Origin of the sequence: Pseudomonas entomophila, from assembly GCF_018417595.1 — a bacterium.
In the GTDB taxonomy this organism is placed as follows: domain Bacteria; phylum Pseudomonadota; class Gammaproteobacteria; order Pseudomonadales; family Pseudomonadaceae; genus Aquipseudomonas; species Aquipseudomonas entomophila_C.
Genome location: NZ_CP070982.1, coordinates 2,893,477 through 2,899,484, shown reverse-complemented (window position 1 = coordinate 2,899,484; position 6,008 = coordinate 2,893,477). Strand labels below are relative to the sequence as shown.

At 64.6% G+C, this 6,008-nt stretch carries 5 protein-coding genes; all 5 read left to right on the top strand.

Annotated elements, in window-relative coordinates; translation table 11 throughout:
- Positions 1-601: 601 nt before the first annotated feature.
- A complete protein-coding gene (locus JYG34_RS12930) occupies positions 602-1,531 on the top strand; it encodes an NAD-dependent epimerase/dehydratase family protein (RefSeq protein ID WP_213661035.1) in 930 nt (309 codons plus the stop codon).
- A gap of 155 nt (positions 1,532-1,686) precedes the next feature.
- Positions 1,687-2,280 carry a DUF4274 domain-containing protein gene (locus JYG34_RS12925; RefSeq protein ID WP_213661034.1) on the top strand — a complete coding sequence of 198 codons (594 nt, stop codon included), beginning with the start codon at positions 1,687-1,689 and terminating at the stop codon, positions 2,278-2,280.
- A gap of 410 nt (positions 2,281-2,690) precedes the next feature.
- Positions 2,691-3,230 carry a winged helix-turn-helix transcriptional regulator gene (locus JYG34_RS12920; RefSeq protein WP_213661033.1) on the top strand — a complete coding sequence of 180 codons (540 nt, stop codon included), beginning with the start codon at positions 2,691-2,693 and terminating at the stop codon, positions 3,228-3,230.
- 5 nt (positions 3,231-3,235) lie between these two features.
- Positions 3,236-4,366, top strand: a complete 1,131-nt coding sequence (locus JYG34_RS12915; RefSeq protein WP_213661032.1) for an HlyD family secretion protein — start codon at positions 3,236-3,238, stop codon at positions 4,364-4,366.
- Between the two features lie 53 nt (positions 4,367-4,419).
- Entirely contained in the window at positions 4,420-5,928 is a 1,509-nt protein-coding gene (locus tag JYG34_RS12910) for a DHA2 family efflux MFS transporter permease subunit (RefSeq protein ID WP_249746287.1), read from the top strand.
- Positions 5,929-6,008: the final 80 nt, after the last annotated feature.

Genomic DNA, 6,008 nt, shown 5'->3' with positions numbered 1-6,008 from the left:
GGCGTCCTGCCAGTCAAGGGCCGATCAATCGGGGGCGATCAGGGGGAGGACACACCGAAGGCCAGGCGGGAACGGTTGGCGGGAGGTCGTGCGACCAGGCGGCTGCGCACGCGGGGGGAAGACTGGCGACGACGGGCGCACGGCCCGCCACATCGACGATTCCAAACTGCGAGACCCATTGAAACCTCACCATCCTTATGGGGGGCGTGGAAGGGCCACGAGCGTTGAGCCTGGGTGGTCCCTTCGGCTGCGGTGCCGGTGGCCTGTGGGCCGTCGGCATTCCATTACGCGCCGGGCTGCTGGCGCCAGCGCAGGCGGATGATAACCACGAGGGTCAGCGGCAAGGCAACAAAAAGAAAAACTTTATGGGATTCGACTGGGTGTTCCAGCCTGGACCGCCATATCGAAAAAACATGAGGTTTAAATTTTAAGATACTAATTTTTATAATTTTTATTTCTCAACTTAATCAAAAGCATGAAGTCATCACTGCACCCCTTGACCTTAAAGCAGCCTTTAAAGTTAAGGTCTCATCCAAGCACCGCCGTTCACCATCGGCGGCTACGCTCCTTCCCACCTTCCTGACAGATCGAAGGACACCGCATGCAAACCATCCTGGGCGCGACCGGCCAGATTGCCGTGGAACTGGCACGCGAGTTAGGCGCCCACTACACCCAAGACCTGCGCCTGGTCAGCCGCAACCCACGCAAGGTCAACACCAGCGACACCCTGGTAGCGGCCGACCTGCTGGATGCCCAACAAACCACCCATGCCGTCAAGGGCAGCAGTACCGTCTATTTCACCGCAGGCTTGCCACCGGACACCGCGCTCTGGGAAGCGCAGTTTCCGCTCATGCTGCGCCATGCCCTCGACGCGGCCCGAACGGCCAACGCCCGGTTCGTCTACTTCGACAACACCTACATGTACCCGCAGGATGACCGCGTGCTGACCGAGGGTACGGTGTTCGCGCCGGTCGGGCGCAAGGGCCAGGTGCGTGCGGCGATGGCAACACTGGTGCTTGAGGAAATGGCCCGTGGCGATATCCCGGTGCTCATTGGCCGGGCACCGGAGTTCTATGGCCCCGGCAGGACCCAGAGCATCACCAACACCCTGGTGCTGGACAACATCAAGGCCGGCAAGGTGCCACGCGTGCCGGTGCGCGACGACACCCGGCGCACGCTGATCTGGACGCCTGACGCCAGCCGTGCGCTGGCGGCGCTGGGCAATGCAGAGGATGCCTACGGCAGCACCTGGCACCTGCCTTGCGACGACAATCGCCTGACCTATCGCCAGCTTGTGGCGCTGGCCGGCGAGATCTGCGGCAGGGATCTTTCGTACAAGGTCCTGGGCAAGTGGACCTTGACCGCTGCCGGCCTGGTCTCCCGGCAGGTCCGCGAGCTGCGGGAGCTGCTGCCGCGCTACGGGCATGACAACCTGTTCGATTCATCGAAGTTCAACCAGCGTTTCCCGGCGTTTGAAGTGACGACGTATCGGCGTGGGCTGGAGCAGGTGCTGGCCGGGGAAACTGTTTGATCATCGAGGGTTCGGCGGGCGTGTTGCAGTGTTCTGAAGATCGAGCGCCGCGTGAGCGGCGCTCGATCCCATGATCGCCTCACCCGACAACCTTGATTTCTCCACGCATCAGGGTTATCAAGCGCTCCCCATTACCGCTCAAGGATGAACACCCCATGCCCCTGCGCCTCACCCAGGAACAGTTCCTGCGCGCCTTCGAATGCGCCGAACTCAACGGCATCCCCGACCGCGCCACCCTGCTCGCCCAGCTCAAAGACCCCGACATGCGCGAGACACTCAGCTACTGGAGCGCGCAACTCTACAAGGCGCCGGAGGACCTGATCTGCGTGGCAGACCTGCAGAGCAAGGAGGAACTGCACTACGTGGCGTCTCACCTGAACTGGGACGACGGCCTGATTGCCCCACGGGCGATCCTCGCCCACCCATTGTGCGACGCCGGGACCGCCTTGCTGCTCTACTGGTATGGCCAGGGGTGGTGGCATTCCGGTGCGGACGATGCGCAGAAGGACGACGCGATCTTCTATGCCCAGCTGGTGCGGCGCTTCACCGAAGGCGACTTCAGTTCCTACAGCATCGCCTTCGATCCGTTCGCCGATCAATTCGTGCCAGACCTGGCGACACTGCGCAAACGTGGCCTGCAATTGCCGGGCGTGCTGTTCGCCACCTACCGCTGCCAGGTCGTCGAAACCTGCCAGGATGCCTACCAGGCCTACCTGGACGAGTGGCAAGCCCGCCACGCCCAGGAATAAGCAGGGCGCCAGGGGATCACTTCGCGCTTGGGGTCACCAATTCGGTCTCGCTGCTGTCGAGTACGAACACTGCCTCGCCGCCTGCCAAGCCCTGGAGGGGCGCCAGGCCGAGGCCCGGCAGGCGTTGGCGATCGTGCGGCGGTTGGCACCGACGTTGTGTGTCCCGGTTGAGAGAGTGGTTGCCGATCCACCGGGACGTGGATTTCAAGCGGTTGGCCGAAGGGTTGAGGGGTGCCGGGCTGGCGGAGTGATCGCCGGAAAAATTGTGGTGCCCAAGAGATCGAGCGGCGCGCGGGCGGCGCTCGATCTCCTGGCCGGCCCATCTCTCCAGACAAGCGGCTGACCTAGTAACTTGCATTATGCAAGTGACAATGAAATATTGACCTCACACAGCCCCCGAGCCCGCCGCCATGAAAAAAGCCAGCTTCCAACCCATGCCCTGCCCGGTAGCCCGCGCCCTTGAGCACATCGGCGACGGCTGGAGCCTGCTGATCCTGCGCGACGCGTTCTACGGCCTGCGCCGTTTCGACGAGTTCCAGCACAGCCTGGGCATCGCCACCAACACCCTCACCCGCCGGCTCAACGACCTGCTCGCCAGCGGCCTGCTCGAACGCCGCCCGTACCAGCACAACCCGCCGCGCTTCGAGTACCTGCTGACCGAGGCCGGTCGCGACCTGCGCCCGGTGATCCTGACCTTGATGGCCTGGGGCGCGAAACATGCCGAAGGCTCGCGCAAGGTCTACCTGGCCGACGAGCACACTGGCGCACCCGTCGCCCTGGCACTGGTGGACAGCAATACCGGCAAGCCCATCACAGTGGATGAGCACCGCCTGCGCATCGCCCCCGATGCCGACCCGCTGACCCACTGGCGGGCCGAGACCGGCAAGGCGCACCGCCAGGGCGGCACCTGGGTGGCCCCCTTCCCCGCCCAAGCCTCCCAGGAGGAGTGACCGCCATGAACGCTCAGGTTGGCGCAGCATCCGACACCACCGAAAGCACCATGGTCGCCGTGAACAGACCGGCGCGAGGAAAAACTCTGCTGCGCGTCGCTACCCTGGCGTTCGCGCTGCTCGCCGCCGCGGGTTATGCCAGCCACTGGTGGGCCAGCGGCCGCTTCATCGAAGACACCGACGATGCCTACGTGGGTGCCGATGTCACGGTGATCAGCGCCAAAGTGCCCGGCTACATCGCCGAAGTCGCGGTAGTGGACAATCAGTTCGTCAAGGCCGGTGATTTACTCGCCCGTATCGATGGGCGCGACTACCTGGCAGCACTGGCCAAGGCGGACGGCGCTGTCGCCGCCCAGCAAGCGCGCCTGGCCAATCTCGATGCCGTCGAGCAGCTGCAACAAGCCGTCATCAGCCAGGCGAAGGCGCAGATCGACGCACGCAGCGCCGAGGCCCAGCGCGCCCAGTATGACAAGGTGCGTTACCAGACGCTGGTGGGCAGCCAGGCGGTGTCGGTGCAAAGCGCCCAGCGGGTGGAGGCCACCTGGAAGACCGCGCAGGCCGACCGCGCCCATGCCGAGGCCGGCCTGCTCGGGGCCCGCCAGCAACTGGCGGTGATCGGCACCCAGCGCCAGCAGGCCCGCGCGGCCCTGGCCCAGGCCGAGGCAGACCGGGAACAGGCGCGGCTGAACATCGGCTACACCGAGCTGCGCGCCCCCGTGGATGGCTACGTAGGCAACCGCCGGGCCAAGCTCGGCGCCTACGCCGCAGCCGGCAACCAGTTGCTCGCAGTGGTGCCCGCCCATGGGTTGTGGGTGGATGCCAACTTCAAGGAGGACCAGCTGGCGCGCCTGCAGATGGGCCAGGCCGTGAGCGTCACCGCCGACATCCTGCCGGGGCGTACTTTCCATGGCCGCGTCGAGAGCATCGCGCCGGCCACCGGCGCACAGTTCAGCGTACTGCCGCCGGAAAACGCCACAGGCAATTTCACCAAGATCGTCCAGCGTGTGCCGGTACGGGTTCGCCTGGAAGGTAGCGACGCCGACTTCGGCGCCCTGCGCCCCGGCCTTTCGGTGATCGCCGAGATCGACACCAAGCCCCAGCCACAACCTGATGTCGCCGTGGCAGGCCGGCCGTGAACAGCGAACTGCCGGCGCTCACCCCGGCGCAGAAGGTCGCGGCCTTCGCCACGATGTGCGTAGGCATGTTCATCGCCCTGATCGATATCCAGATCGTTTCGGCCTCACTCAAGGACATCGGCGGCGGCCTCAGCGCCGGCGCGGACGACACTGCCTGGGTGCAGACGGCCTACCTGATCGCGGAAATCATCGTCATCCCGCTGTCGGGCTGGCTGTCCCGGGTGATGAGCACCCGCTGGCTATTCGCCGCGTCGGCGGCGGGCTTCACCCTGACCAGCCTGCTGTGCGCCCTGGCCTGGAACATCCAGAGCATGATCGCCTTCCGCGCCCTGCAGGGGTTTCTCGGCGGTTCGATGATCCCGCTGGTGTTCACCACGGCATTCATCTACTTCAGCGGCAAGCAGCGGGTGATCGCCGCCTCGGTGATCGGCGCCATCGCTTCCCTCGCGCCAACACTTGGCCCTGCGGTCGGCGGCTGGATCACCGATGCCTCCTCCTGGCACTGGCTGTTCTACATAAACCTCGTGCCAGGCCTGTTCATTACCTTCGCCGTGCCCCTGCTGGTCAAGGTCGACCGCCCAAACCCGGGGCTGCTCAAGGGCGCCGACTACCTGGGCATGGGGCTGATGGCCGTGTTCCTTGGATGCCTGGAGTACACCTTGGAGGAAGGCCCGCGCTGGAACTGGTTCAGCGACACTACCATCACCACCACCGCCTGGGTGGCCGGGGCCTGTGGCCTGCTGTTCATCTGGCGCAGCCTGAAGATCGCCGACCCTGTTGTCGACCTGCGCGCCCTGGGCGACCGAAACTTCGCCTTGGGTTGCCTGTTTTCCTTCATCACCGGGATCGGGATCTTCGCCACCATCTACCTCACACCCCTGTTCCTGGGCCGCGTGCGCGGTTATGGCGCGCTGGACATCGGCCTGGCGGTATTCTCCACCGGTGTGTTCCAGTTGTTGGCCATCCCGGTGTACGCCTTTCTCGCAAATCGCGTAGACCTGCGCTGGATACTCATGTTCGGGCTGGCGTTGTTCGGTATTTCGATGTGGGATTTCACCCCCATCACCCATGACTGGGGCGCGAAAGAGCTACTGCTGCCCCAGGCCATCCGCGGCTTCGCCCAGCAAATGGCGGTGCCGCCAACCGTGACCCTGACCCTGGGCGCGCTATCGCCCGCCCGGCTCAAGCTTGCGTCTGGGCTGTTCAACCTGATGAGAAACCTGGGCGGTGCAATCGGTATCGCCGCCTGTGCCACGGTGCTCAACGGCCGTACCAACCTGCACTTCCTGCGCCTGGCCGAGCACCTGAACGTGCGCAACGAAGGCATGAACACCTGGCTCGAGCAACTCACTGGCAACGCCCAGGCGTTGGGCCTGGGCAGCCTCGACGCCGGTCAGACCGCATTGCGCCAGCTCTGGGCGTTGACCTGGCGAGAAGCGCAGACACTGACCTACGCCGACGCATTCAGGGTGATCATGCTGTGTTTCGCCGTGGCGACCTTGCTGGTGCCGTTGATGCGTAAGGTCCAGCCGCCCAGGCAGCCTTCGGCGGATGCCCACTGACGCAGGACAAATACCTGTACAAGATTATTGACCTGTACAGATATTGACCTAGGCTTTTCCTATACCTGTACAAAACCTTC